We start from the raw sequence: 23596 nt of genomic DNA, 5'->3' as shown, positions 1-23596 counted from the left end.
TTCGGCTGGGTGCGGTGGGGGTGCTGAGCATTCGTGGCGGGTGCTGTATCCGGTTTCGACCACGGATCCGCATCCTCTCTCGGAATCCGCCCGGCACTGGCACTAATCCGGGTGCACAACCCCGACACGGGGTGCGGATTCTGCTGTCCGCGTGGGGGATTGGCGGCCGCTCACTCTTTGTGTGACCTGCTCACCAGGTATACAGAGTGAGCGGGTTACGCAAAGGGTGAGCAGCTTGGTTTTGGTTCGGTGATCGGGCTGTCATTGTTGGGGTTTGCACTGCTTCTCGGGATCTGCAGTTGCTTGGGGAGTTGGGAGCGGGTGTGGATTCCGAGAAGTGTTGCGGGTCTTGCTGATGACGGGCGGGGAGGGGGTCAGTGGGGGAGGAGGTCGGTCAAGGCCTCGTTCAGGGTTGGGTAGCGGAAGGTGAAGTTGGCTGCGCGGAGGACTTCTGAGGTGGCGTGGCGGCCGGTTAGGGCGAGGGCTGGGTCGGTGCGGAGGAAGACTGCGCCGAATCTCAGGATTGTGGTGGGGGTTGGTGGGGCCGGTGGGCGGTGTAGGTGGGTGCGTAGGGCGGCCATCAGTTCTCGGTTGCGGACCGGGAAGTCGGTGGCGGCCACCAGGATTCCGTCCGGCAGGGTGACCTGGGGGTCGAGGCCGAGGGCGGCGCGCACGATGGACAGCCAGTCCTCGACGTGGATCCAGCTGAACCACTGGTCGCCGGGGCCGACGCGGCCGCCGAGGCCCGCTCTGGTCAACTGGCCCAGGCGTTTCAGTGCGGGAGCTTGTGGGTCGAGGACGATCGAGGTGCGCAGGATGGTCGAGTGGGTGGTTTTGGCGTCGTCGAACGCCCGCTCCCACGGTTCGGCCACCCCGGTCATCTGCGGCAGTCCCGCCGGCAGCGGAGTTGTTTCGACACAACGGGTTTCGCCTGCGTCCGACCAGATCGCGGTGGTGCTGGCCTGTACCCAGTAGTCGATGGGCGCGTCCAGGGTGGCCGCCGCGTCGACCAGTGCGCGGGTGGAATCCACTCGGCTGCGCCGCAATTCGTCGACATTGCGTTTGCTCGGTCGGCAGTCGACCAGCTTTCCTGCCAGGTTGATGATCGCAGTCTGACCCGGATTGCGCAGGGCAGCAACCCAATTGCCCACCGATCTACCGTCCCACTCCACTTGGTTGAACGGCAGTCCGGCGTCGCGTCGCCGGGTGAGAATCGTCACCCGATGCCCGCGGCACGTCAGGTCGGCGGCGACGTGCTTGCCCAATGCTCCGGTGCCACCGGCGATTACGATAGTCAGTGCCTTCGCGGCCGGTTCGATTCCGGCTACCTGGGCCAGCCGGGCGAAGGTGACGCGAGCGTCGGTTTCCAGCAGTGGCCCGACCACCATCCTGGCGATCGGCGCCGACGGCCCGGTGAACGTGAGGCGCTGGGTGATCTCGGTGCCGCCGTCGCGCGGCGTCAATGTCCACGTCAGCCGCATCCGTCCCACCGGTTCCGGCTGCTCGATGCTCAGTTCCCGCCCGGGAACCAGCGTGCTGACGACGAACGGCGGCGCCGTCCGTCCATGCAATGTCTCGAAGACCCGCCCCCTAGGCAGGTAGTCACCCGTGGTGCCCACCGCGACCGGCCCGTGCAGCCGAACTGAGGTGACGCCCGGATTCCATTCCGCCCACCGCGTCGGATCCGCCACCACCTCCCACACGAGTTTCGTTGGAAGCGCAATGAACTGGGTGTACGACGTTGTACGTGCCATATCGATGACGCTAGTCCCTGACCAGCGCCGACGAACCGTGCGCCTCGTCACCTGCCGGGTGTCCCGACACCAGGACCGGAATGCGTGAACTCAGCTCACGCTGGTGTGCGCCTCGACGATCGATGTGCTTCGTACACCCGCTTGATTCTTCACACACCGGCAGCGGCTAGTTCCTATGCGAGGAATCAAGGTGTCTGCGAACAAGCGATCCCGCCACGAAGACGCAGCCGGTCTGTTTGTTCACCTCACGTGTTGGCCCCTTCACGCAGGGGCGTTGATACTCCGCACACCCACCGGCCGCCTGGCCGCTGAGCGCAAACCAAGCTCGTGTGCGAAGCAGTGTTCGTGCTTGTCGAAGGCGCAACCAAGATCTACCGGAATGCTTGTCTGACCCTGCCTGCCCTTTGCCCGTCGAACCCTGCCCCGGAGGCGGGGACAGCTCAGTCGCGCTCGACGCCGAGGCTGATGCCGCGAGTCGCCAGCCAGGGCAGCGGGTCGATCTTGTCCGACCCGTTCAACCACACCTCGAAGTGGCAGTGCGGCCCGGTCGAGAAGCCGCGGTTGCCGATCGTGGCGATCTGGTCGCCCGCCATCACGCGCTGCCCCTGGGACACCGTGGCGGTGTCGATGTGGCCGTAGATGGTGACGGTGCCGTCGTCGTGCAGCAGCCGGACCCACATGCCGAAGCCTGCGGCGGGGCCCGCCTCGATCACGGTGCCGTCGGCGACGGCGACGATCGGGGTGCCGATGGGGCCCGCGATGTCGACACCGAGGTGCTGGACGCCCCAGCGGGCGCCGTAGCCGGAGGTGAAGGTGCCTGCCGCGAACTTGGTGAACAGCGGGCGCAGCTTCGCGGCTTCCTGGGCGGCCAGATCGTTCGCGTACTTCTGGCCCTTTTGCAGGATGTCGTTGAAATCGCCGACGTTGGTGGCGCCCGAAACATTCAGGACCTGAGGCGATTCCGGCGATGCGGTGGGGTCGGCCAGGCTGACGGACTGCGCGGCGATCTCGTGGATCTGCCCGGCGGCCTCGTAGTCGACGGACTGGGACGGCTGCTCGGGTGAGGCGAACGCGGCCTGTCCGGCGGCGACGACCGCGCCCGCGGCGACCGCGGCGACCGCGGCACGACCCTTGAGGGCGGCGGGCGGTGCGGGGAGCCGGTGTGCGCCACCGCGCTTGCCGGTGCGGCGAGCGGGGATGACGGCGGGGGCGACCGGGATGTCCGTCCCGGTGTCGGGCGCCCAGGACTCTTCCGCGGCCCAGGCGCCGTCTTCGGGTGCCTGGTAGTCGTTCTCGGCCCAGGCGTCGCCCGCATTCCAGGCGCCACCATCGGACCAGGAGTCCTGCGGGGCCCACGAATCCTGCTGGGACCACGAGTCGTTCGCGGTCCAGGAGTTGTCGGGGCCGGGCTGGTATCCGGTGTCGGGTGCCGCGTTGCCGTAGTCGGCGCGCGGCGCGCTGTAGTCGTCCTGCGGCCTGGCGGGCGCGGCGTTGTACAGCGAGTTCCGCTGTCTATCCACCGAGGGGCCGGCCGACCGGCCGTGCGCGGCCTGCGCGCCGAACGCGTCGTCATCGTTGCGATAACGCTGTCCGGGCTGAGCGCGATGTTCAGGAATAAGGGCGGAGCGATAGTTCATCGGCGGTGCCACATCGTGAAGCGGGAGATGTTCGCGGGGCCGAGCGGCCAGCTGATCAGTGGCGTCGACGAGTCGTCTGCGGAACGGCTCTCCATCTGCGGAGTGCTGTGCTGCGTCAAGCTTGCCGTCCTCCTAGTCGTGACCGTGCTGTGACATCGACCGCAATGACGGTAACGAAACGATTGCAGGGTCCGCAAGCGCTGCGGCCCATCTGGCTGAACATGTGAGATTGATCACGGTAACACCACGGAATATCTATCTGTGCATTGGGCACGCGAGGCGGGTGCATCCACGACATTCCGTAGTAGATCCAGCCGTGTCCGTGGGTTCTGACGCTCTACCTGGTGAGGTGTCAACAACCTACTGATGAGTAGCGTTGGCCAGGGGTTTTCCCGCCACGCGTATTAGCCCGTGACCTGCGCCACTTAGGATGAACGTGGCCGATTGGCCGTCCATGTGACTGATTAGAGTCCGACCCGACCCGCTTCCGACGTCGGGCCGCCAACAAAGACGTTGTCATCACAACGCAGACGAGACGGTGAGTACATGGATCTCTTCGAATATCAGGCGAAGGAGCTCTTCGTTAAGCACGGAGTGCCTTCGTCCGAGGGCCGCGTCACGGACACGGCCGAGGACGCCCGCGCCATCGCGGAGGAAATCGGCAAGCCGGTGATGGTCAAGGCTCAGGTCAAGGCCGGTGGCCGCGGCAAGGCGGGTGGCGTCAAGTACGCCGCCACCCCGGACGACGCGTTCACGCACGCGCAGAACATCCTCGGCCTGGACATCAAGGGCCACATCACCAAGAAGGTCCTTGTCGCCGAAGCCAAGGACATCGCGGAGGAGTACTACATCTCCTTCCTGCTCGACCGGTCGAACCGCACCTACCTGGCCATGTGCTCGGTGGAAGGCGGCATGGAGATCGAAGAGGTCGCCGCCACCAAGCCGGAGCGCCTCGCCAAGGTCGCCGTCGACGCCGTCAAGGGTGTCGACCTCGCTTTCGCCCGCTCGATCGCCGAGCAGGGCCACCTCCCGGCCGACGTGCTCGACGCCGCGGCCGTGACCATCCAGAAGCTGTGGGAGGTGTTCGTCAAGGAGGACGCCACCCTGGTGGAGGTCAACCCGCTCGTGCGCACCCCGCAGGACGAGATCCTCGCCCTCGACGGCAAGGTCACCCTGGACGAGAACGCCGAGTTCCGGCACCCGGATCACGAGGCCTTCGCGGACAAGGACGCGACCGATCCCTTGGAGCTCAAGGCCAAGGAGAACGACCTCAACTATGTCAAGCTCGACGGTGAGGTCGGCATCATCGGTAACGGTGCCGGTCTGGTCATGTCGACCCTCGACGTGGTCGCCTACGCGGGCGAGAACCACAACGGCGTCAAGCCCGCCAACTTCCTCGACATCGGTGGCGGCGCCTCGGCCGAGGTGATGGCCGCCGGCCTCGACGTCATCCTGGGTGACTCGCAGGTCAAGAGCGTGTTCGTGAACGTCTTCGGTGGCATCACCGCCTGTGACGCGGTCGCCAACGGCATCGTCAAGGCGCTGGAGATCCTCGGCGCCGAGGCGAACAAGCCGCTGGTCGTCCGTCTCGACGGCAACAAGGTGGACGAGGGTCGTCAGATTCTGGTCGATGCCGCGCACCCGCTGATCACGCTTGCGCAGACAATGGACGAAGGCGCCGACAAGGCCGCCGAACTGGCAGCGGCCAAGTAAGGAATCCGGAAATGTCTATCTTCCTCAACAAAGACTCGAAGGTCATCGTTCAGGGCATCACCGGCGGCGAGGGCACCAAGCACACCGCGCTGATGCTGAAGGCAGGCAGCCAGGTCGTCGGCGGCGTCAACGCGCGCAAGGCGGGCACCACCGTCGCGCACACCGACAAAGACGGCAACGCGGTCGAGCTGCCGGTGTACGGCACCGTGGCCGAGGCCATCAAGGAGACCGGCGCCGACGTCTCCATCGCGTTCGTGCCGCCGAAGTTCGCCAAGGACGCCATCATCGAGGCCATCGACGCGGAGATCCCGCTGCTCGTGGTCATCACCGAGGGCATCCCGGTGCAGGACACCGCCTACGCGTGGGCCTACAACGTGGAGAAGGGCAGCAAGACCCGGATCATCGGCCCGAACTGCCCCGGCATCATCACCCCCGGCGAGGCGCTGGTCGGCATCACCCCGGCCAACATCACCGGCAAGGGCCCGGTCGGCCTGGTCTCCAAGTCCGGCACGCTGACCTACCAGATGATGTACGAACTGCGTGACTTCGGCTTCTCCACCGCCATCGGCATCGGCGGCGACCCGGTCATCGGCACCACCCACATCGACGCCATCGAGGCGTTCGAGAAGGATCCCGAGACCAAGCTGATCGTGATGATCGGCGAGATCGGCGGCGACGCCGAGGAGCGGGCCGCGGCCTACATCAAGGCCAACGTCACCAAGCCGGTCGTCGGCTACGTCGCGGGCTTCACCGCCCCCGAGGGCAAGACCATGGGCCACGCCGGCGCCATCGTGTCCGGCTCGGCGGGCACCGCCCAGGCGAAGAAGGACGCGCTGGAAGCGGCGGGCGTGAAGGTCGGCAAGACGCCGTCCGAGACCGCCGCGCTGGCTCGCGAGATCCTGGAAAAGGCAAGCGTAGAGGTCTGACAAGCGACGCGCAGCGTCTCCGTTGCGGGTGGCGATGGGGACGAGGCGGGCCTGATCCGCAGGAATGACCGAGGCCGCTTTCCGAATCGGAAGGCGGCCTTCGTCATGTCTCGGTGCTGATCGCGAAACGAAGGCCGCCCTTGGTTCGGGAGGGCGGCCTTCGTCATGTGCGGCGGCGGGCTCAGCCTGGGCAGCGGCCGAGCGTCCTGGCCAGCCATTCGTTCCATTTCATCTCCCCTTAATAGATACGAACTGAGCCGCCGCTCGGTTCACCGCTCAGCTCATCGACATTCGGGGAGACGCGGACGTACCGGGCAGGGCATGCTTATCGGCGTGGATGTGCTGGTGTTGGGTCCAGTGCAGGCGTGGGCCGACGGTGTTGCGGTGACCGTCGATCGGCCGCTGGAACGGGCAGTGCTGGTGCGGTTGGCGTTGGCGAATCGTGTGCCGGTGCCGGATGGGCGACTGGCCGAGGATCTATGGGGGGCCGAGGTCGAACGGCCGGTGCAGCGGCTGCGCGTGGTGGTGTCGCGGCTGCGGGCCGCGCTCGGGCCGTTGGCGGACGTCATCGGGCGCACGCCCGCCGGATATCAGGCGACGGTGTCGGCGACGGATCTGCTGGCCGCGGAGGCGGCGGCGCAGCGGTTGCATATCGCGCGGCGCGCCGGCGACTTCGGTGCCGTCGCGGCCGCCGCGCGGGAGGCGCTTGCGCTGTGGCGAGGGTACGCGCTGGCCGATCTGCGCACGATCGCGTTCGCGGCGGCCGAGGGGGAGCGGCTCGATGATTGGCGGCTTTCGCTGACCGTCGCCGGGCTGGAGGCGAATCTGGAACTCGGCGCGGCCGGTGAGGTGGTGACCGAGCTGACCGGGCTGGTCGCGCGGCATCCGCTGCACGAGCCGTTGTCGTGTCTGTTGGCGTTGGCGTTGTATCGCACGGGGCGCCAGGCCGACGCGTTGGAGCGACTGGCGCGGCTGCGGCGGGCGTTGTCCGAGGAGCTGGGCGTCGACCCCTCGCCGGACACGAGCAAGTTGGAACTTCGCATCCTGGACCATGATCCGGCGTTGCGGGCGTCGGCCTTGCCGGTCGCGGCGACGGTCGGGTCACCCGCGGCGAACCAGGAGGTCGCGCCGGAAACCGCACCGACCGAATCCGCGACCGAACCGGAACCGCGGCCGTGGCCCGCGCCGGTGGTGGTGCCGATGACCAGCTTCGTCGGACGTGGGCGTGAATTCGCCACGCTCACAACGCGTCTCGCCGAGCCAGGACTGACCACGGTGGTCGGCGTCGCCGGTAGCGGAAAATCGCGCCTCGCCGCCGAACTCGCGCGCTCGATCGGTCGAGCGGGCCGACCTGTCGTGCTCGTCGAGCTGGCACCGCTCGGCCGGGCCGAGGACGTATTGCCCGCAGTGGCAGCAGCGCTCGAAGCAGGCGGCCTGGCCACCGACGGGGCGATCGATCCGAACGGCCCACTACCGGGGATCCTCGCCGCACTCGACGGCGACGGTGGCCGCGCGCTGCTTGTCCTCGACAACGCCGAGCATGTGCTCCACTCGGTGGCCGAATTGGTCACGGCGGCAAATGGCTTCAGTCTCCTCGTCACCTCGCAGCAGCCGTTGGGGGTGCCGGGGGAGTCGGTGTACCCGCTCGGTCCGCTGGACCGCGGTGTCGCGGTGGCCCTGTTCATCGAGCGCGCCGGACTGCGCGGGTTGGTGACCGCGACCGAGCGCGACGAGCTGGTGACGATCTGCGCGGCGGTGGACTGGTTGCCGCTCGGCATCGAATTGGCCGCCGGTCTCACCAGGACCTTGACGATTTCCCAACTGGCACAACGGATCGACGATCGGGTTCGGCTGCTGGTCGGCGGCGCGCGCGGTGCCGCGGGCGGGCGGCACACCAGCCTGCGGGTCGCGCTCGACTGGAGTCACGAGCTGCTCGCCGACCGGGAGCGGGCGGTATTGCGCAGGCTCGGTGTGTTCGCGGGCGGGTGCACGCTGGAGGCCGCCGAAGCGGTGGCGCCGGACGGCGACCTCGAGCGGGGCGACGTCGCGCCCGCCATGGCGGACCTGGTCAACCGGAATCTCGTCACTGTCCAGACCGACGGTGCGACACGACGTTTCGTGCTCTTGGAGACGGTTCGCGACTATGCGCTGGCCCGGCTGACGGAGGCGAACGAGGTCGAGGAGCTGCGCGCCGGACACCTGCGCTGGTGTTTACACCTGGTGCGCACGATCGGCGCACCCGACGATTTCGCCGCGGCCGAATCGGTGGCCGCGGTATTCGCGGAATGGCCGAACATCCTGGCCGCGCTGGAATGCGCGCCCGGAACATCAAGGGCCACCGACGGTTTGCGGCTCGCGGTGGAAATGCATGTGCCCTGGCTCGCCAGGGCCTGGTTCCGCGAGGCACAACGCCACTACGCCGCACTCACCGAGGCGGCCGACATCGCCGCGCACGAACTGGCGCAGGCCTTGAGCCACTACGGCTTTCACACGCTGATGACCGGCGACCTCGAAGCCGCAGCGGTACAACTGGCCAAGGCGGGCGAACTGGCTGCGCCACTGGATGATCCGGAACTCGCTCAAACCGTCCGCTACTACCAAGGCATCGTCGACATCGAACGGTGCAGGCTGCCGGAGGCCGTCGAGCGACTGCGCGAGGGCGAGCGGCTGGCCGTGCGCGACACCCAGGGCTCGTCGTTCGCCGACGCCCTCGGCACGGCACTGCTGTATTCGGGCGACCCGGCCGAGGCGCTCGCGGCCTACACCCGATCCTGCGCGGTGGACGCGGCGCACGAAGACGAGCACGGACTCTCCCGCGGACTGAGCAATCAGGCCAAGGCGCTGCTCGGCCTCGGCCGCGTCGAGGAGGCGCTGGCCACCGCCGAGGAGTCCGACCGCTACGCCCGCCGCCTGGACGACCGGCAGATCCTGCCGCTGAACGATCTGACCCGCGCCGCCGCCGCGCTGGCCGCGGGCAGCCTCGACGCGGCCGAGTCGTACTGCCGCGCCGCCCTCGGCCACGAAGAGGACGCGACCGGCCTGGCCCGCATCGACCTCGCCGACGTGCTGCTCGCCAAGGGCGAAACCACCGCCGCAGGGGAGCTGCTCGACGAATTCTTCGCGGCGTCACCGGGCGGCGTGCCACTGCTCGCCGCCCGCGCGGTCTCGGTGACGCTGCGGCATGCCGAGGGCGACGAGGACGGCGCGCGAGTATTGCTGGAACAGGTCCGCGCCGAGTTCGCGGCAGCCGGATTCGGCTGGCACCGCTACACGGACCGGCTGATCACGCCCGGTCGGACTGCGTGAGATGCGGGTGAAACCACGCTGAGACGGCCGGCCGGGAGTCTGGTTTTCGCAACGCACCACACCAGACCAGAAAGCGAAGACCATGACTACCACTCGCATCGCGGCCGCCCGCGCCACCGCCACCGCCGCCCTGATCGTCGCAGGCTTCTTCGGCGTCACCGGACCCGCGTTCGCGGGCCCCTTCGACAGCGGCTCGGCGGCCCCCGCCACCCCGGGCAACCTCGGGCCGTTCGAGTACGAACACCAGTGCCTCGAACGCGGCAACCAGGGCATGACGAACGGCGAATGGTCCGACTTCGACTGCGTGGGCAGCTACGGCGCGTGGTACATCCAGCCGCGCAACTGACTCGATCGGCCTCGGCCCGGAGTGCGCGCAACCGCGCGGCTCCGGGCCGAACTCGTGCCACCGGAGTGCTTCCGAATGGCGGTGCTTGCTGCCGGCAAACCCCTCGCGACCTGGTGCGGAAGGGTGGATCAGGACGTCCGGCCAGTCGGTTAAGGGTGACCTGGACGGGTGAGTGCAGTAGCGTCAGGTGCAGTTCCAGCAGTTGAAGACCACGTATGACTCGACCTAGGAGACGACGACATGTCATACCCGTCCGGGGGCTCCGGGTACAACACACCCGCGCCCTCCACCCCGTCCAGCCCGAGTTCGACGGCGGGCGGTGCCAGTTCCGGCTCGAGCGCGACCGGTGCCGCGGCCAAGGGGCTGCCGTTCTTGCTGGTGGTCGGTGTCGCGGCGCTCGGCGTGATCAACTTCCTGCTCGGTTTCCTGCCCTACGTCGGCACCAAGGCGGTCGATTTCGGCGGCGCCAGGGTGGCCAGCAGTGAGACCGCGAGCCTGTTCGAGGCGGGTGGCTCGGCACTGCTCGGCATCCTGCTGCTCGGCGGACTGCTCGCCGGTCTGTCGGTGCTGCCCAAGCAGACCTGGACGGGCGCGGCCGCGGCGGCCTCCGTCGCGGGCTTCCTCGCGCTGGCGGTGCACTCCTTCACCCTGTCCGACGGCATCGAGCTGAAGTTCGGCGCCTACGTGGTGCTGGTGCTCGCGTTCGTGCAGGCCGCGGTCGCGGTGGGTGCGGTGCTGTTCGAGGCGGGCATCGTCAAGGCGCCCGCGCCGCGCCCGGCCAGCGCACCCGCGTTCGCGCAGGGCGGTTACGGCCAGCAGCAGCCCCCGGCCTTCGGTCAGAGCCAGCCTTCGTACGGGCAGAACCAGCAGCCCGGCTACGGCCAGGGGCAGCCGGGTCAGCCCTACGGTCAGCAGCCCGCGTATGGCCAGCAGCCCGGTTACGGTGCGGCGCAGCAGTCTTCGCCATACGGCCAAAGTCAGCCGAGTCAGCCTGCGTACGGCCAGCCTGCCCAGGCTTACGGTCAGCAGCCCGCCTATGGTCAGCAGCCGCCGACCACGGCTTTCGGTGGGGCACAGCAGGGTTCGCCGTACGGCGCGCCGGGCGCCGCGCAGCCGCGGCCGGACGAGGGTGCCACGCAGCACTTCGGTTCCACCCAGCAGCCCGCGCAGCAGTCGCCGTACGGTTCGTCGAACTACGCGCAGCCGGGTCAGCAGAGCGCGCAGCAGGGCCAGCCGTTCGGTGGCGACCAGGCCGCCGACCCGTCGTCCGACGCCACGCAGGCCTTCCGTCCCTCCGAAGACAACAAGTAGCAGTCGTTCCCCGGCGCGGGTTCACCCGGCGCGCCTGACCCGCTCGCGCCGGGGAAGCTGCCACGCTGAATTGTCATGAGTGAGCGTCAGCGAGTGAATCAGGGATGCAGCGCGCCTGAGCGCACGATGGAGCCGAGCGAGCGCGAGGCGGAATCGTGAATTCGTCCAGAAACTCGCTCGTGCGGCGTGGATCGCGCAGTGCGCCCGGCCCGCACCCCGAGCCCGAAGAGGCCGGGTTTCTGTCGCTGACTCCGGAACGCGCCAGGGTGCTCGTCCTGGTGGCCGGGCGTCCGACAACCTACGCGCTCACCGCGATCATCGTTCTCGTGCTCGCGACGCTGCTCACCTCGGGCAGTAATCTGGCCGGCACCTCGGGCGCAATCGCCGCGGGATGGCTTGGCGTGCACCAGGTTCCGCTGGTGATCGGCAAGACCGCACTCGGCCTGCTGCCGCTGCTGCCGACCGCGGTGATGGTCTGGCTGGCCGGGCGGGAATGTGCCCGCGCCGTCGAACCCGATTGCACGCGTGCCGATCTCGGCTGGATAGTCGGTGCCGCGCTGGCCGGGCCGCTGCTGATCACGGCCATCTGCCTCGCGGTCGCCGAGGACGCGTCCGGGGTTGTCGCGCTGCAACCACCGAACACGCTGGCCGCGTTCGCCTGGGTCGGTGGCCTGTATCTGGTTGCGGCAGTAAGCGGCATCGCGACCAGGACCCGGCGGCGGCTGTTCGAACTGCTTCGCCTGCCCGAGTGGGCGATCTCGGGCATGTACGGTGCCGGTCGTGCGGTGCTGCGCCTGCTCGGCTGCGCCACCGCGCTCATCGTGGTCTCGTTCCTCGTGCACCTCCCGCGGATCGGTGACACCTACCACAGTGCGGGCAACGCCGCCGGGGTGATCGGGCTGACCCTGCTCTCGCTGGCCTACCTGCCGAATCTGGTGGTGCTCGCGGTCGGCGTGCTCGTCGGCTCCAGCGCGCAGATCGGTGTTGCGTCGTTCGGCGTGTTTTCCGTTGTCGGCGGCCCGATTCCGGCCGTGCCGCTGCTGGCGGCCGTGCCGACCGGACCGGCGGCGGGCTGGTGGCCGGTGCTGCTGCTGATCCCGGCCGCGGTCGGGGTGCTCGGCGGGCTCGACCTCGCCCGCGGTTCGACCGACCGGATCGGCGCGCCGTGGGCGACGCTGTGCTCGGCGGGGCTGGCCGCCGTCGCGTTGTCGCTGCTCGGCGTGATCGCGGGCGGCGAACTCGGCACGTTCGGCCGGATCGGGCTCGACCTGCCCATCTTCTTCCTGGTCACCTTCGCGTGGCTGGCCATCCCCGGCTACGTCGGGCTGGTGTTCGCGCGCTGGTTCCTCGTCCCGGTCGGCACGGCGCCCGGCGACTACGCCGACCCGTACGACGAGGACGACTACTACGACGACGACTACGCGGACGACTACTACGCCGACGACGACTACGTCGAGAACCGCGACTACTTCGAGGACGACTACGCCGACTACGACGGCCCGGACCTGGAAGTCGAACTTGACGGCGAACTCGTCGAGGAACAAACCTCCATCGACACCGTCCGTTCGCCCAACCCGATTACCACACCCGACATCGTCGATGCCGAGGTGGTCGAGGCGGACCTGCCCGAAAGTGGCCGGGTCGACGGTCGTTAGGCTCTAACCCGGCGGAACTCTTCCGTCCGCCATCCGATCGACTTCGCAGGAGTAGAGCCCTGAGCTCACCCACCCCGCCGGCTGCGCCGGCCGCCGACCCCAAGCCGTCTCCGTGGACGCCAGACGCGGCCCCGGCGACCGTGGTCGTACTCGCTTCGGGCACCGGATCGCTGCTGCGCGCGCTGCTCGACGCGGCGGCCGCCACCAACTTCCCTGCGAAGATCGTCGCCGTCGGTGTCGACCGCGCCTGCGCGGCCACCGAGCACGCCGACGCCGCGGGCGTACCGCACTTCAGGGTGGCGCTGAACGACTTTTCCGATCGCGCCGCCTGGGATGCCGCGCTGACCGACGCGGTCGTCGGCTACGCACCCGATCTCGTGGTCTCGGCCGGGTTCATGAAGATCCTCGGCCCCGCCTTCCTCGATCGGTTCGGCGGCCGAATCATCAACACCCACCCCGCGCTGCTGCCCGCCTTCCCCGGCGCGCACGGGGTGCGTGACGCGCTCGCCTACGGGGTGCGGGTCACCGGCTCGACCGTGCACCTGGTCGACGCGGGCGTGGACACCGGCCCGATCCTCGCGCAGGAGGCGGTGCCGGTGCTGCCCGAGGACGACGAGGCCAGCCTGCACGAGCGCATCAAGGTTGTCGAAAGGCGGTTGCTGGCGGAGGTTGTCGCCGCCGTCGCGACGCGGGGCATTGTTTCCGACGGACGAAAGGCAGTTATCCCAGATGAGCGAGTTCTCCGGTGAGTGAGCGCAGCGAACGAACGATCGACTCAGCTGAGCGCAAGCCGATCAAGCGGGCGCTGGTGAGCGTCTACGACAAGACGGGCCTCATCGAGCTCGCGACCGGGCTGCATGCCGCGGGTATCGAGCTGGTGTCGACCGGCTCGACCGCGGGCAAGATCGCCGACGCGGGCATCCCGGTGACCAAGGTCGAGGAGCTCACCGGCTTCCCGGAGACCCTCGACGGCCGGGTGAAGACGCTGCACCCGCGCGTGCACGCGGGCATCCTCGCCGACACCCGCAAGCCCGAACACGTCGACCAGCTGGTCGAGCTCGACGTCGAGGCGTTCCAGCTGGTGGTGGTGAACCTGTACCCGTTCACCCAGACCGTGGCCAGCGGGGCGAGCCCGGACGAGTGCGTCGAGCAGATCGACATCGGCGGGCCGTCGATGGTGCGGGCCGCGGCGAAGAACCATCCGTCGGTGGCCGTGGTCGTCGACAGCGGTGACTACGACGAGGTGCTCGGCGCGGTACAGTCCGGCGGCTTCACGCTGTCCGATCGGACGGCGTTGGCGGCCAAGGCTTTCCAGCACACCGCAGGTTATGACGTGGCGGTCGCGAGCTGGATGACGTCGGTGCTCGCACCCGGCGTCGCGGCGCCGGCCGAGGACAGCGGCGTGCAGTTCCCCGCCTGGCTCGGCGGCACCTGGGAGCGCGCGGCGGTGCTGCGGTACGGCGAGAACCCGCACCAGGCGGCGGCGCTGTACACCAACAACGACGGCAGCCTCGGCCTCGCGCAGGCGCAGCAGTTGCACGGCAAGGAGATGTCGTACAACAACTACACCGATGCCGACGCCGCCTGGCGCGCCGCCTACGACCACACCGCACCGACGGTGGCGATCATCAAGCACGCCAACCCCTGTGGCATCGCGATCGGCGCCGACATCGCCGAGGCGCACCGCAAGGCGCACGCCTGCGATCCGGTGAGCGCGTTCGGCGGCGTGATCGCGGCCAACCGTGAGGTCACCGTGGAGATGGCCGAGCAGGTCGCGGAGATCTTCACCGAGGTGATCGTGGCACCGGCCTACGCCGACGGTGCGGTAGAAGTGTTGCAGCGCAAGAAGAATGTGCGCATCCTGATCGCCGAGCCGCCGCGGCGCGCGGGTGCCGAGCTGCGCCCGATCAGCGGCGGCGCACTGCTGCAGCAGCGCGACATCCTCGACGCCGCGGGCGACGATCCGGCCAACTGGACGCTGGCCACCGGCACCGCGGCCGACGCCGAGACTCTCGCCGATCTCGAATTCGCTTGGCGCGCTTGTCGTGCCGTGAAGTCCAACGCGATCCTGCTCGCGCACGACGGCGCCTCGGTCGGCGTCGGCATGGGCCAGGTCAATCGGGTGGACGCGGTGCAGCTCGCCGTGCAGCGCGCCGGTGACCGCGCCAAGGGTTCGGTCGCGGCTTCGGACGCGTTCTTCCCGTTCCCGGACGGTCCGCAGCAGCTCATCCAGGCGGGCGTCCGCGCGATCGTGCAGCCCGGTGGCTCGGTCCGCGACCAGGAGACCATCGACCTCGCCCGTGAGGCCGGAGTAACCCTGTATCTCACGGGTTCCCGTCACTTCGCCCACTGAGCTGACCAACCCGAACGCCACGCCGGTCCGCCGACGTGGCGTTCGGCGTCTCAGCTGTGATTCACGCACGCCTTCTGATTCGCCGCACCGAGAATCGCATGCGAATCCCGGTGCGGGGGATCGGAAGTGGTGCGGCTGCTGTAGGCGCTGAGCTGCGGCGATCGGGTGCCGGTCGGGCGTGGCGAATGCGCCTGGTGGTTGCGTTGGTTTCGTACAGTTGCCGCATGTCGATTCGTGCGGTGGCTGCCGGTGTGGTCGTGATGGCTGTTGCGGTGGCGGTGTCGTTCAGTGGACCGCAGTCGGCTCAGGCGCAGAATGGGCCGCCGCGGACGCTGCCTTCGCTGAAGGCGTGGAGTCCCGGTGGGACCGAGTTCTCGCTGGGCGCGCATGCGCGCGTGTGGTACGGGGAGGATGAATTACGCGACACTGCTACGGATTTCGCCTCGGCACTGCGCGTGGTTACCGGTAATGACGTTGTTGCGCAGGCGGGTTCGTCCGCTGACTCCGGTGACATCGTGCTGGGTATCGGCCGGGTCGCGGGAGCACCGGAAACTCCTGAGGCATACCAGATTTCGATCGGCACGACCCTGGACCTGCGCGGTACGGATATCGCGGGCGCGTTCTACGCCACCAGCTCGGTGTTGCAACTACTCCGCCAGCGGACCGTGATACCCGGTGGCACCGTCACGGATTGGCCGCAATACCGCGAACGCAGCCTCATGCTGGACGTCGGCCGCGAGTTCATGCCAATCGACATGCTCCGTGCGCAGATCCGCCGCATGGGCTACCTCAAGTTGAACCTGCTGCACCTGCACCTCTCCGACACTTTCGGCTTCCGCCTCGACAGTGACAGACATCCAGAAACCACTGCGGCGCAGCACTATTCGAAGCAGGATATTCGCGATCTCGTCGAGTATGCGGCCAGGTATCAGGTCGAAATCATGCCGGAGGTGGACTTCCCCGGCCACATGAACGGCATCTTGGCGGCCCACCCCGACCTGAAGCTGCGCAGCGCGAACGGACGGGTCTCCGACGCCGCCATCGACATCGCGAATCCGCGCGCCTACGACCTGATGCGCGACATTCTCGAGGAGTTCCTGCCGCTGTTCCCCGGCCGCTATTGGCATCTCGGCGCCGACGAGTTCCTGCTCGACGGCACCCGTGTCGCGAGCTTCGACGAATACCCGCAGATCGGCGACTACGCGCGCGCCACCTACGGCCCGCAGGCACAACCCGTCGACGCGTTCCTCGGCCTGATCAACTGGGGTGCGGACATCGTGCGCGCGCACGGCAAACGCCCGCGCATCTGGAACGACGGATTGCACACGAACGCGGGCACCCTGACCGTCGGCAGCGATATCGTCATCGACTACTGGAGCAGGGCGGGCATCCCGCAGCTGCCGCTGCCTTTCTTCGGAACCGCCCGCAGCCCAAGCGATCTCATCGCCGCGGGCCACGAGGTCAGGAACGCCTCGTTCACCCCGACCTACTACGTGGCGGGCGGACCGTCGGCGGCCGGCACCGTGCCTCCGCCGATCGCCTACCAGATGTGGGATCCCACGCTGTTCGTGGACGGCACCCGCCTGACACCGGAACAGAACACGCACAACCTCGGCTCAGGTCTATTCGTCTGGTGTGACGACCCGACGGTACAAACACCGGATCGGATCGCCGCGTCGATCACGATGCCGCTCCGGGTCACGGCACAGCAGACCTGGGGTCCACCGCAAGCAGGCAGCTACCTCGAATTCTCGGCCTTGGCCGACGTCGTCGGCGAACCTGCGGCGTAGCGGATCCGCGCGTTACGCCGCGCTGAGCACCTGCCGGTTGCTCAGTGGTGCCTTCAGCGGCACCGCGACGGTGCCGAACACCGCGTTCATGGTGCACATCCGGCCCACCGCGTCGGCGCGGGTACCGGAACGCAGCTCGACGGTGACCGTCGAATCGGTCTCGCGCACAGTGACGTCCACGCCATAACATTCGGGCGTGCCGGTCTGGAAGTTGACCGCGATCCGGTCGTCTGCCAGCCGTGTCCACGAGCTGAACGGAATCGGGCGCCCGTTCACGATGGTCGGGTCGGCGGTGAAGTCCCTGCCGATGTTGCCGCCGGTGTCCTCGGTCGGCGTGCTCGGTGCGGCGCTGGTGGTCGTGCTGGTTTTCGGTTGCGCCCCAGCGTTATCCGAACCGCCACACCCCGCCGCAGCGAGGCACCCGAGCACAACGGCAACAGCTGCGGCGGCACGTCCGCCGGACATCCGAGTCATGGCGACCACCCTAGTGGGCAATCAGCGTGGTCATCTCACATAGAACATGACACGGCAATAGGACACACCCCACAGTGAACTTTCGGCGAACCATGCGCGTAATCCCTACGCAACACGGTCCAGCGCAGTATCTTCGGCCTAGATGCGCGCCTGTGGCTTCGGCGCGTGTCGATTGTCGGATGCTCTTCAGAACCTTCGAAAGGAAGAACCGTGGGCGACACACTGCGCGTTGGTGAAGAACTCGGACTGGGTCAGTCCCTGCAGGGTGGTGCTTACACCCTTACATTGCAGAGCGACGGCAACCTCGTGTTGTCCGAGCCGGACGGAAATGTGGTGTGGTCCACCCTGACTCACAACCAGGGTGTCGAGCGCGCGTCCCTGCAGGACGACGGCAACTTCGTGCTGTACAAGGGCGAGGGTGCGGCGTGGTCCACCGAGACCAACGGCAAGGACGCGGATCGGCTGGTCGTGCAGGCGGACCGCAACGTGGTGCTGTACGGCAAGGACGGCAGCGCGCTGTGGGCTTCCAACACCAAGAGCGACAACCCGCTGCAGGCCCCCGAGCCGGAGCCGGTCGCCGAAGCCCCTGCCGCCGAAGAGGTTCCGCCGCCGCCCGCGGCGCAGACCTACACGGTCGAGCCGGGCGACACCCTCTGGGCGATCGCCGAGCGCTTCTACGGTGACGGCAACCGCTACCAGGAGATCGCGAACGCGAGCGGCATCGACAACCCGGACGCGATCAACCCGGGCCAGGTGCTGACCATCCCGTAACCTGTTGCGGCGCAAGACAAAACGTGGGACCCCGGAGCATCCGGGGTCCCACGCTCGTGTTCGGGGGCGCGACTACCGGCTGGTGAAGGGGAGCAACGCCATCTCGCGGGCATTCTTCACCGCGACGGCGACCTGACGCTGCTGCTGCGGGGTGAGCCCGGTGACCCGGCGGCTGCGAATCTTGCCGCGATCGGAGATGAACGTGCGCAGCAGGTTGACGTCCTTGTAATCGACCTTCTCGATGCCTGCGGCAATGAGCGGGTTCTTCTTCGGACGGCGGGCCTGTTCGGCGCGAACCTTCTTCGACGGTGCTCGCTTGACTGCCATATACGGATCCTTCGTACGAAAACGGTGGTTGTCTACCAGCTCGATTTGCGCACACCGGGCAACTCGCCCCGGTGGGCCATTTCGCGCACACGCACACGGGACAATCCGAACTTCCGGAGGTGACCGCGCGGTCGTCCGTCAGCGGCGTCCCGATTGCGCAATCGTACCGGACTGGCGTCCCGCGGCTGTCGTCGCAGCTCAGCGAGGGCTTCGGCGCGCGCCGGGTCGGAGGTGCCCGGCTTGCGGATGAGCTCCTTCAGTTCCGCCCTGCGCTCGGCGTAGCGCGCGACGACGGCCGCGCGTTGCGCGTTGCGGGCGATCTTCGATTTCTTCGCCATCTCAGCGCTCCTCGGGAAAGGCGTTGTCCGACACCGTGTTCACCGCTCCTCGCGGAAATCGACGTGCTTGCGCACGACCGGGTCGAATTTGCGAAGCACCATCCTGTCCGGATCGTTGCGGCGGTTCTTCCTGGTCACGTACGTGTACCCGGTGCCTGCGGTGGACTTCAGTTTGACGATCGGCCGGAGTTCGGTCGACTTGGATGCCATGGGTTCTCCTGATCAGATCTTGTCGCCGCGGGCCCGGATGCGAGCGACTACCGCTTCGATCCCGTCCCGGTCGATGGTCTTGATGCCCTTGGCCGAGACGGTCAGCGTGACGCGCCGGCCCTCGCTGGGCAGGAAGTAGGTCTTGCGCTGGATGTTGGGATCCCAGCGCCGATTCGTGCGCTTGTGTGAGTGCGAGACGGACTTGCCGAACCCGGGCTTGCGCCCGGTGACCTGGCAGTGGGCCGACATGCGGACTCCCTCCGGTAGATGACAATCATTTTCGACAACGGCTGATTCACAATGTACCGTTGCTCTGACGCAAATGAAAATCGTTATCGAAAGGGGTGCTGTCAGTGCTCGCACCGGATACCGACCGGCGCACGCCGGTCGTGGTGCTCGCCGGATTCGCCGGACCGGCCGCGGCGGGTGCCGACCACGCGGCGACCGCGCTGTGCAATGACGCGCCCGGCACCGTCGTCGTCCATCACGACCTGGGTCAGCTGCGCGAGGGCATCGTGCACCGCACGGTGCGTAACGCGAGCTACGAGACGTCGGACGTGCTCGAACTCGCGCACGGCTGCGTCTCCTGCACGCTGCGGATCGACCTGCTCCCGCTGCTGCGCACACTCGCCGCGCGGGACTCGGTCGAGCGCATCGTGCTCGCGCTGGATCCCGCGTTCGAGGCCGAGGCGGTCTGTCACGCCATCGAACATGTTGTGGTGGAGGGCATTCTGGGGCGAGTCGATGGTCCGGCCGGGCGCGATGTGCGCATCGATGCCGTGCTGACGTTCCTCGACTCCGGTGCGTGGCTGGCCGACGCCACCGGCGAGGAGACCCTGGCCGAGCGCGGCCTCGCCAAAGCCGACGACGAGCGGACGGTGGCGCAGGTTGCCGTCGGTCAGGTCGAATTCGCCGACGCGGTAATCGCTTTGGGTCCGGTCGCGCCGGGCGGCGACGTCGATCGCGGCAGGTTGGGCGCGGTGCTGTCCCGCCTCGTCCCCGATGCGCCGGTGGACTGGGTGGACGATCCGCACCTGCTCACCGCGGCTCGGATCGAAGGATTGCTGGCGCGCATTCCGGCCCACTCCCGCCGCGGCAGAGTGTTCGACGCGCACGCGCCGCTGCTGCGCGGGCAGCCACCGCTGTCCAGCGATTACGGTGTCGCCCTATTGGAATTCGCCGCGAGCAGGCCGTTCCATCCGGCTCGCCTACATGCGGCGCTCGACGTGCTCTTCGACGGCGTGGTGACCGCGCGCGGCCGCATGTGGCTGGCCACCCAGCCCGACGAGGTGACCTGGCTGGAGTCGGCGGGCGGCGGCCTGCGGGTCGGCAGTGCGGGCCGCTGGCTGGCGGCGATGTCGGAAACTGAACTGGCACAGGCTGATCCAGACCGTCGGGCGATGGCTGCGCTGCGCTGGGACGAGCAGTTCGGCGATCGGGACATCTCGCTGGTGATCCTGGTGCACGACGCCGACCCCAACGAGATCCGCGAGGCACTGCACTGGGCACTCGTCGAGGACGACGAACTCCGCCTGGTCGAACGCGCACCCGAGCGAGTTGCGCAGTGGGAGGACCCTTTTGGCGCCTGGCACGCGGACCCGTGCGACACCGCCGAAACGACGTTACCGATCGAAGACGTGAAAAGCCCGAGAGGAGAAGCGAAATGAAGACAGGAATCCATCCGGACTACCACCCGGTGGTGTTCGAGGACGCGGGCACCGGCAAGCGGTTCCTCACTCGGTCGACCGCGACGAGCACTCGCACCGTGCAGTGGACGGACGGCAACACCTACCCGCTGCTGACCGTCGACGTGACCTCCGACTCGCATCCGTTCTGGACCGGCGCGCACCGCGTGCTGGACAGTCAGGGCCGGGTGGAGAAGTTCGAGCGCAAGTACGGCAAGCGCACGCGCCGCGGGGAGGACTGAGATGGCGGTTCCGAAACGGAAGATGTCGCGGTCGAATACCCGCAGCAGACGTGCGCAGTGGAAGGCGACCCCGCCGGATCTGGTGCCGGTGACCGTCGCCGGTGTGGTGCACAAGGTGCCGCGCCGACTGGTCGCGGCCGTCAAGCGGGGGCTGATAGACCTCGATCGGCTCTGACTGGTCGAACGAGAAAGACAGCGGGCCCGCGGAGCATTCCGCGGGCCCGCTGTCGTTGCGGTCGGGCTCGCTCAGCCTTCCTTGGCTGCGAGGTCCGCGAGGGTCGCGGCGAGCCGGAAGTACTTGTTGTTGGCCAGATCGGCGATCGTTTTGATCTTGAGCGCGTCCAGCAGCTGCTTGTCGTGCGCTTCGGTGAGACCGGCGAGGGCCGAGGGCGGAGCGGAGAGGATTTCGTTCAGCGACTTGCTCTCGTACGCCTTGTCGAGAGCCTTGTCGAGCACCACGTTGACGGCCATGCGAACTCCTTCGAACGAACCTGGGTGTGCGGCGTTCAGCGAACGCCATGTGCCAGCCGACGATAACTCGCATGCTGCTGTCGTGGGTGGCGAACGCGCCGGGTCGGTGGTCGAACGACCTGGTCAGGATGTCGTGCCGGGTTGATGACCAACTTTCCCACGCAACTGGAACGCATGGCAATCGGGCAGCTACTGGCCTGGTCAGGGCGACGTTGCAACCTCGTGCACGATGTGATTGCGACCCGATAACTACCGGGCGAAATACCTACTGTTAGTTGGTTTTTGGTGGTCGGAAAAGTCTCCGCGAAGTGATGCGAACGTGTCCTCGCGTCAGTATTCTCGTGCGGGAGGGCGGGTTCTCCCGGTTCCCGGGAGAACCCGCTCATCGCCAACTTCCCGGCCGCGGCACCTCTGCACCGCACTTGCGGAACCATCCACCGCACCAGCCGACCTCATCGCGAAGAACGCGAATCCAACGAACTACTACTGGATGTGTGCTGCGTACCCGCGCCCTGCCCCGGCAAACCGGGCAAGTCGGGCAACAATGCCTCGAGTCGCGCCAACTGCTCACCGACCAACGCCGCAGGCCCCTCGATCAACGACAACGGCCACGGCCAATGCCGCGCGGACAACCGCTGCACCTGCTCGACCAGCTCGGCCGTGGTCGCCTCCAATTCGCTGATCTCGGTGCGCAACTCGCCGACCTCGCCCTCCAACTCACCGATCCGGGCCAACGCGGCCGCGACGCCATCCACCAGCGTGCGACCCGGCCCACCCGCGTCGCCCAACTGCGCCCAGCCGGCCAGCCCCGGCCCGCGCAACTGGATCTGGATATCGCGCAGCACTGCCTCTTGCTCCGGCGTCACGTCGGCATCCTCCTGTGCAAAGAAATCCCATTGACCGAAATCGGTCGTCTCGGCCTCGTTCACATCGCAGACCACACCACCGACGAGCTGCTGCCGCCCCGTCTGATGAATACTGCGCCGCGGCTCCACCCGGCCACCGGACCAGGCATCGGTCTGCCACGCCCAACTCGCGCTGTCCGCGTCCAACGCCCGGCTCACCGACCAATACCCGCCGTAGATACCGACATTCGCACGACCGAGCACCGTCGCCGCACCGTCGAGGTAGGCATTGACCCGCTGCTGATCCTGCGCCGTCACATCGAAATCGGCGGAAAAGTAGATCGGCCGATCCGCCCGGCCACCACAGCGCAGCACCTGCGCGAGACCCGCGCGCGCGTCCACCACACCGGCACCGTAGCCGTCCAGCATGCGGGTCGCGGTGGTTTCCCAGTTCGCCGCGATCGACACACCGTGCGCGCGTAGATCATCGGCCTCGGCCGGGGTCAGCAACTTGCCTGGCAAGGTGACGCCACCATCGGACAGATACCGGACCACGAAGTCGAAACCCGCCGCGCGGATGGCCGCGCCGCCCGGACGTGCCGTGGCGTAGTCCAGACCGAAACGCATGTCTCTCACTGTAAATCGGGCCGTCGGGGATTTCGGCGGCATCACCGAACCGTGCCGCGCGATTCAGCTCAGAACGCGGAATTCGGCGCGGGCGCCCGGGGCGGGATCGAGGTGCGCCGGTCCGGCGCGATCAGGATCGCGCTGATCGGGATGGCCAGCGACAGCATGCCGAGCACGAACGCGGGCACGAAGAACCCGAACAGGTCCTCACCCGGTGGCGTCGAATTCGCCTTGGCGAGGTCGATCTGCACGCCGAGCAGATCGGTGTAATGCATGCCCGCGATCCCGGCGGCGAACACCAGCGCCGCGCCTGCCAGCACCGCCAGCGGCCGCCTCGGCTGGGTGAACCACAGAGTCGCCAGCGAGAGCACGACCGCTATCGCCGCCGCGCCGGTCAACAGCAGCGGCTTCAGCGTGATCGAGCCCTGAATGTGCATGGCGTCCAAGGCGAGATAATGCATCAGCCCGAAGCCACCGCCCATCACCGCACCGGCACCGATCAGCCGCGGAATGTTCAGCGTGCGTCCCATGATCAGCAGCGCCGCCCACACCGCGAGCACCGGAACCACCGCCGCCGCAGTGACACTCCAGACGTCATAGCGAACCAGGCTGCCCGGCACCGTGACACCGAGCATCGAGACGAACACCGGTAGCCAGACCCCGATCCCGCCGATCGAGATCGCCGCCGACGCCTGCCACACCACCCGGAACTTGGACGTCACCGATTTCGTCGACTGCCGAATGCAACTGAAACCGACGAGCGCGCCGACCAGCGACACCGCGGCCGACAACCCGATAATCCAGTACCCCATGCT

The 23596-nt window shown here is 67.9% G+C and carries 24 protein-coding genes; 14 read left to right on the top strand and 10 right to left on the bottom strand.

Going from position 1 to position 23596, the window contains the following annotated elements:
- Positions 1-374: 374 nt before the first annotated feature.
- Both ABZ942_RS14410 and ABZ942_RS14405 read right to left on the bottom strand, forming a co-directional pair.
- The gene (locus ABZ942_RS14410) at positions 375-1754 is read right to left on the bottom strand and encodes a DUF1731 domain-containing protein (protein ID WP_357381825.1); all 1380 of its coding nucleotides are present in this window, start codon (positions 1752-1754) and stop codon (positions 375-377) included.
- Positions 1755-2194: 440 nt separating this feature from the next.
- Positions 2195-3391, bottom strand: coding sequence for a M23 family metallopeptidase (locus ABZ942_RS14405; RefSeq protein ID WP_357381823.1), 1197 nt, complete (start codon positions 3389-3391; stop codon positions 2195-2197).
- 15 nt (positions 3392-3406) lie between these two features.
- Between ABZ942_RS14405 and ABZ942_RS14400 the strand changes: the two genes are divergently transcribed.
- The 10 genes from ABZ942_RS14400 to ABZ942_RS14355 all read left to right on the top strand — a co-directional run bounded on the left by ABZ942_RS14400 (position 3407) and on the right by ABZ942_RS14355 (position 16791).
- Complete coding sequence (locus ABZ942_RS14400) at positions 3407-3544, top strand: hypothetical protein (protein WP_357381821.1); 138 nt, start codon at positions 3407-3409, stop codon at positions 3542-3544.
- Positions 3545-3937: 393 nt separating this feature from the next.
- Entirely contained in the window at positions 3938-5104 is a 1167-nt protein-coding gene (gene sucC, locus ABZ942_RS14395; RefSeq protein WP_357381819.1) for an ADP-forming succinate--CoA ligase subunit beta, read from the top strand.
- Positions 5105-5115: 11 nt separating this feature from the next.
- Positions 5116-6030, top strand: a complete 915-nt coding sequence (gene sucD, locus ABZ942_RS14390; protein ID WP_357381818.1) for a succinate--CoA ligase subunit alpha — start codon at positions 5116-5118, stop codon at positions 6028-6030.
- A 333-nt stretch (positions 6031-6363) separates the two neighbouring features.
- Positions 6364-9336, top strand: coding sequence for a BTAD domain-containing putative transcriptional regulator (locus ABZ942_RS14385; RefSeq protein ID WP_357381817.1), 2973 nt, complete (start codon positions 6364-6366; stop codon positions 9334-9336).
- A gap of 82 nt (positions 9337-9418) precedes the next feature.
- Positions 9419-9682: a hypothetical protein gene (locus ABZ942_RS14380; protein ID WP_357381816.1), complete on the top strand. Its 264-nt coding sequence runs from the start codon at positions 9419-9421 to the stop codon at positions 9680-9682.
- A 240-nt stretch (positions 9683-9922) separates the two neighbouring features.
- The gene (locus tag ABZ942_RS14375) at positions 9923-10993 is read left to right on the top strand and encodes a DUF5336 domain-containing protein (RefSeq protein WP_357381814.1); all 1071 of its coding nucleotides are present in this window, start codon (positions 9923-9925) and stop codon (positions 10991-10993) included.
- 155 nt (positions 10994-11148) lie between these two features.
- Positions 11149-12648 (top strand): DUF6350 family protein, encoded by a 1500-nt coding sequence (locus ABZ942_RS14370; RefSeq protein WP_357381812.1) that lies wholly within the window; start codon positions 11149-11151, stop codon positions 12646-12648.
- A 140-nt stretch (positions 12649-12788) separates the two neighbouring features.
- Positions 12789-13397: a phosphoribosylglycinamide formyltransferase gene (purN, locus tag ABZ942_RS14365; RefSeq protein ID WP_357381810.1), complete on the top strand. Its 609-nt coding sequence runs from the start codon at positions 12789-12791 to the stop codon at positions 13395-13397.
- On the top strand, positions 13394-15001 hold the full coding sequence (gene purH / locus ABZ942_RS14360; RefSeq protein ID WP_357381809.1) for a bifunctional phosphoribosylaminoimidazolecarboxamide formyltransferase/IMP cyclohydrolase: 1608 nt from the start codon (positions 13394-13396) through the stop codon (positions 14999-15001). Before purN ends, purH begins: the two co-directional genes overlap by 4 nt.
- Before the next feature lie 224 nt (positions 15002-15225).
- The gene (locus tag ABZ942_RS14355) at positions 15226-16791 is read left to right on the top strand and encodes a beta-N-acetylhexosaminidase (RefSeq protein ID WP_357381807.1); all 1566 of its coding nucleotides are present in this window, start codon (positions 15226-15228) and stop codon (positions 16789-16791) included.
- 12 nt (positions 16792-16803) lie between these two features.
- Here ABZ942_RS14355 and ABZ942_RS14350 read toward each other — a convergent pair whose 3' ends face one another.
- Positions 16804-17265 carry a hypothetical protein gene (locus tag ABZ942_RS14350; RefSeq protein ID WP_357381805.1) on the bottom strand — a complete coding sequence of 154 codons (462 nt, stop codon included), beginning with the start codon at positions 17263-17265 and terminating at the stop codon, positions 16804-16806.
- A gap of 210 nt (positions 17266-17475) precedes the next feature.
- Between ABZ942_RS14350 and ABZ942_RS14345 the strand changes: the two genes are divergently transcribed.
- Positions 17476-18036, top strand: coding sequence for a LysM peptidoglycan-binding domain-containing protein (locus ABZ942_RS14345; RefSeq protein ID WP_357381803.1), 561 nt, complete (start codon positions 17476-17478; stop codon positions 18034-18036).
- 72 nt (positions 18037-18108) lie between these two features.
- Here the strand turns inward: ABZ942_RS14345 and rpsR are convergent, their stop codons facing one another.
- From rpsR to rpmB, 4 genes are read right to left on the bottom strand one after another with little or no spacing between them, the layout of a single operon-like run.
- Positions 18109-18363 (bottom strand): 30S ribosomal protein S18, encoded by a 255-nt coding sequence (gene rpsR / locus ABZ942_RS14340; protein WP_040738992.1) that lies wholly within the window; start codon positions 18361-18363, stop codon positions 18109-18111.
- Positions 18364-18395: 32 nt separating this feature from the next.
- Positions 18396-18701, bottom strand: coding sequence for a 30S ribosomal protein S14 (rpsN, locus tag ABZ942_RS14335; protein ID WP_357381800.1), 306 nt, complete (start codon positions 18699-18701; stop codon positions 18396-18398).
- A gap of 39 nt (positions 18702-18740) precedes the next feature.
- Entirely contained in the window at positions 18741-18911 is a 171-nt protein-coding gene (gene rpmG / locus ABZ942_RS14330) for a 50S ribosomal protein L33 (protein ID WP_150402028.1), read from the bottom strand.
- Between the two features lie 12 nt (positions 18912-18923).
- On the bottom strand, positions 18924-19160 hold the full coding sequence (gene rpmB / locus ABZ942_RS14325; RefSeq protein ID WP_357381798.1) for a 50S ribosomal protein L28: 237 nt from the start codon (positions 19158-19160) through the stop codon (positions 18924-18926).
- A 95-nt stretch (positions 19161-19255) separates the two neighbouring features.
- Here rpmB and ABZ942_RS14320 point away from each other — a divergent pair, with 95 nt between their 5' ends.
- Genes ABZ942_RS14320 through rpmF form a run of 3 tightly spaced genes read left to right on the top strand, consistent with a single transcriptional unit; the run spans position 19256 to position 21013 of the window.
- Positions 19256-20578, top strand: coding sequence for a GTP-binding protein (locus ABZ942_RS14320; protein ID WP_357381796.1), 1323 nt, complete (start codon positions 19256-19258; stop codon positions 20576-20578).
- A complete protein-coding gene (locus tag ABZ942_RS14315; protein ID WP_357381795.1) occupies positions 20575-20838 on the top strand; it encodes a type B 50S ribosomal protein L31 in 264 nt (87 codons plus the stop codon). Before ABZ942_RS14320 ends, ABZ942_RS14315 begins: the two co-directional genes overlap by 4 nt.
- A 1-nt stretch (position 20839) precedes the next feature.
- On the top strand, positions 20840-21013 hold the full coding sequence (rpmF, locus tag ABZ942_RS14310) for a 50S ribosomal protein L32 (protein WP_150402032.1): 174 nt from the start codon (positions 20840-20842) through the stop codon (positions 21011-21013).
- Positions 21014-21084: 71 nt separating this feature from the next.
- Here rpmF and ABZ942_RS14305 read toward each other — a convergent pair whose 3' ends face one another.
- The 3 genes from ABZ942_RS14305 to ABZ942_RS14295 all read right to left on the bottom strand — a co-directional run bounded on the left by ABZ942_RS14305 (position 21085) and on the right by ABZ942_RS14295 (position 23593).
- Positions 21085-21309, bottom strand: a complete 225-nt coding sequence (locus ABZ942_RS14305) for a hypothetical protein (RefSeq protein ID WP_357381793.1) — start codon at positions 21307-21309, stop codon at positions 21085-21087.
- 452 nt (positions 21310-21761) lie between these two features.
- Positions 21762-22781 carry a glycoside hydrolase domain-containing protein gene (locus ABZ942_RS14300; RefSeq protein ID WP_357381791.1) on the bottom strand — a complete coding sequence of 340 codons (1020 nt, stop codon included), beginning with the start codon at positions 22779-22781 and terminating at the stop codon, positions 21762-21764.
- A 68-nt stretch (positions 22782-22849) separates the two neighbouring features.
- Positions 22850-23593 carry an MHYT domain-containing protein gene (locus ABZ942_RS14295; RefSeq protein WP_357381789.1) on the bottom strand — a complete coding sequence of 248 codons (744 nt, stop codon included), beginning with the start codon at positions 23591-23593 and terminating at the stop codon, positions 22850-22852.
- Positions 23594-23596 lie beyond the last annotated feature (3 nt).

Source organism: Nocardia sp. NPDC046473 (assembly GCF_040645995.1).
Classification (GTDB): Bacteria; Actinomycetota; Actinomycetes; order Mycobacteriales; family Mycobacteriaceae; genus Nocardia.
This window is presented reverse-complemented; position numbering and strand designations above follow the sequence as displayed.

Bases quoted from the DNA above. Each gene is read 5' to 3' on its own strand.
- ABZ942_RS14410 (WP_357381825.1), bottom strand. From the start codon at position 1,754: ATGGCACGTACAACGTCGTACACCCAGTTCATTGCGCTTCCAACGAAA.
- ABZ942_RS14405 (WP_357381823.1), bottom strand. From the start codon at position 3,391: ATGAACTATCGCTCCGCCCTTATTCCTGAACATCGCGCTCAGCCCGGA.
- sucC (WP_357381819.1), top strand. From the start codon at position 3,938: ATGGATCTCTTCGAATATCAGGCGAAGGAGCTCTTCGTTAAGCACGGA.
- sucD (WP_357381818.1), top strand. From the start codon at position 5,116: ATGTCTATCTTCCTCAACAAAGACTCGAAGGTCATCGTTCAGGGCATC.
- ABZ942_RS14380 (WP_357381816.1), top strand. From the start codon at position 9,419: ATGACTACCACTCGCATCGCGGCCGCCCGCGCCACCGCCACCGCCGCC.
- ABZ942_RS14375 (WP_357381814.1), top strand. From the start codon at position 9,923: ATGTCATACCCGTCCGGGGGCTCCGGGTACAACACACCCGCGCCCTCC.
- ABZ942_RS14355 (WP_357381807.1), top strand. From the start codon at position 15,226: ATGTCGATTCGTGCGGTGGCTGCCGGTGTGGTCGTGATGGCTGTTGCG.
- ABZ942_RS14350 (WP_357381805.1), bottom strand. From the start codon at position 17,265: ATGACTCGGATGTCCGGCGGACGTGCCGCCGCAGCTGTTGCCGTTGTG.
- rpsR (WP_040738992.1), bottom strand. From the start codon at position 18,363: ATGGCAGTCAAGCGAGCACCGTCGAAGAAGGTTCGCGCCGAACAGGCC.
- rpsN (WP_357381800.1), bottom strand. From the start codon at position 18,701: ATGGCGAAGAAATCGAAGATCGCCCGCAACGCGCAACGCGCGGCCGTC.
- rpmG (WP_150402028.1), bottom strand. From the start codon at position 18,911: ATGGCATCCAAGTCGACCGAACTCCGGCCGATCGTCAAACTGAAGTCC.
- rpmB (WP_357381798.1), bottom strand. From the start codon at position 19,160: ATGTCGGCCCACTGCCAGGTCACCGGGCGCAAGCCCGGGTTCGGCAAG.
- ABZ942_RS14315 (WP_357381795.1), top strand. From the start codon at position 20,575: ATGAAGACAGGAATCCATCCGGACTACCACCCGGTGGTGTTCGAGGAC.
- rpmF (WP_150402032.1), top strand. From the start codon at position 20,840: ATGGCGGTTCCGAAACGGAAGATGTCGCGGTCGAATACCCGCAGCAGA.
- ABZ942_RS14305 (WP_357381793.1), bottom strand. From the start codon at position 21,309: ATGGCCGTCAACGTGGTGCTCGACAAGGCTCTCGACAAGGCGTACGAG.
- ABZ942_RS14300 (WP_357381791.1), bottom strand. From the start codon at position 22,781: ATGCGTTTCGGTCTGGACTACGCCACGGCACGTCCGGGCGGCGCGGCC.
- ABZ942_RS14295 (WP_357381789.1), bottom strand. From the start codon at position 23,593: ATGGGGTACTGGATTATCGGGTTGTCGGCCGCGGTGTCGCTGGTCGGC.